We start from the raw sequence: 2,207 nt of genomic DNA, 5'->3' as shown, positions 1-2,207 counted from the left end.
TTCACGGATAAGTTCAAGGCCAAGCTAGCACTTGAGGCGGTCAAAGGGGTCAAGACTTTGACCGAACTGGCTTCGGAATATCAGGTGCACCCGAATCAGGTTTCGGAATGGAAAAAGCAGTTGCTCTTTCATGCGCCGGAATTGTTTTCCAGGAAGAACGCTGGAACATCCAGGAGTGTGCGCCTTACCCCATTCTTAGACCACGGAATCACAAGAGAACTGGATCTATTAGGTTTGCGTTGGATCTCTAAAAATACTTATCGAATGGTTGTGCTGGAAATTAAATTAGGAAAAAATCCTGAACTTTCGGAAAAAGTTGCCGACCAACTCGCCCGATATATAACGCTGATAAAAAACAATATGGGCGCATTCAAGGCTTGTTACGAAAAGAATTATGAACAAAAACATCGGCTGGGATTAATCGGCGGCGAAAATTGGGATAAGGAGATGCCCGCCCATATCACTATCGATGATACAGAAGTGGAGGGACATATTCTTGTTGGGCTTTATAGCAGCATCGGGAAAAAACACATAAAAACGCTTTTGAAAAATCATCCTGAATTAGAAGGTCGTGTACAATGTTTCCAAAATATTATTTCATTAAATAAATGAGGAGGAAGAACTGATAAAGGTTATCATCCATCGGGGCAGCGACGAAATCGGCGGCAGCTGTATTGAGTTACGTTCAGGAAATACGCGCATCATTCTTGAAATAGGTATGCCTTTGATCAGACCGGGTGGATCTACATTTGATATGCGGCATTGGGATGGACTTAGCGGCAAAGATCTCGTCGATAAAGGGGTGCTCCCACAGTGTGAAGGACTCTATGCATGGCAGCAGCCATCCGTTGACGCTGTGCTCATTTCTCATGCCCATATAGATCATTACGGCTTTCTCAATCATGTGCATCCGGACATTCCCGTATACCTAAGCGAGGGCACCCATAAGCTCATCGACGTTACGTCCACCTTCGGCCGAAACATTTATACCTTGAGAAATACACTCAATTTCTCGTGGCCATGCCGGTTTCCAATCGGCGCATTTACGATCAAACCGCATCTCGTTGACCACAGTAGTTTCAGCGCCTTCGCTTTCGAATTTGAAGCAAATGGCAAACGGGTATTTTACTCCGGCGACTTTCGCGAACACGGCTATCTCAAGAAAGCCATGAAAATTCTTTACCGTGAGGTTCGCCCGGGTGTAGACGCATTGATTATGGAAGGCACTTTGTTGGGCCGTAAAGATGAACAGAACCAAACGGAAGCAGCACTTTCAAAGGAGGCAGCAAAACTCTGTAAAGACTCGAAGAAGGCAATTCTGATCTATCAATCCGGTCAGAATATCAGCCGCGCTTTTTCCTTCTTTATGGCCGCCAGACAGAGTAAGCGTCTCTTTGTACCCGATGTTTACACCGCTCACGTCCTCGCCGAGATGGGTAACTGCCGCGGTGGAGAGAACTTGCCCTATCCCGGGAAAGTCGGTTTCGATGATGTACGTGTCTGGTATCCTCACAAGCTAACCCAACGACTCCACAACATAAACCACGGTGACATCCCTTTACGCTACTACTCCCGAGAATTAAGAAAACCTGAGATGCCCTCCATCCTTGATAAAATCATGCTTTTTGTTCGTCCCGGCATGGAGACCGAATTACGCACAATCGAGGGACTTGAAGGCAGCACGCTCATTTACTCGCTCTGGGAAGGATATCGTAGGGGGGAGAACACACGCAGTTTTCTGGAGACTGTGGAAGAGCTGGGCATAAAAGTTGTATCGCTTCACACCAGTGGTCATGCAGATATTCCGGCACTCGAGAATATGACCAAGAAACTGCAGCCCAAACAAATCGTACCGATTCATACCTTGCATGCAGATCAGTATGAACAGATCTTTGAATTTCCCGTTACACGCGAAGAATATATCGAGATTTGATGATGCACCGGTTTTCAGATTCGGGGAAGGATTCTTTGCTTCCCCGAATTTTCTTTCTTTGACGCTTTTCGTTTAACCGGATACCATACGCACAGCTCCAGCCACAAATTAGTGTTCAAAAGAAATAGCGCCCCCGATACCTACGGTCTATAGAAAACTATCCGGATAAAAAAGAAAAAAACAGTGGGTGCAATCCACTGTTTCAATGACTGGAGATGGTGGAGCTGAGGGGGATCGAACCCCTGACCTCCGCATTGCGAACGCGGCGCTCTCC

The 2,207-nt window shown here is 46.5% G+C and carries 2 protein-coding genes; both read left to right on the top strand.

What is annotated here, in order from left to right:
- Window positions 1-612 (top strand): transposase (locus tag GX117_11760; protein ID NLO34004.1); only part of this gene is annotated, 612 nt, incomplete at its 5' end.
- A gap of 142 nt (window positions 613-754) precedes the next feature.
- On the top strand, window positions 755-1,933 hold the full coding sequence (locus GX117_11755) for a hypothetical protein (GenBank protein NLO34003.1): 1,179 nt from the start codon (window positions 755-757) through the stop codon (window positions 1,931-1,933).
- Window positions 1,934-2,207 lie beyond the last annotated feature (274 nt).

The organism is Candidatus Hydrogenedentota bacterium (assembly GCA_012523015.1).
Lineage (GTDB): Bacteria > Hydrogenedentota > Hydrogenedentia > Hydrogenedentales > CAITNO01 > JAAYBJ01.
Note: the sequence above shows the minus strand (reverse complement) of the source record. Positions and strands in the feature narration are given on the sequence as shown.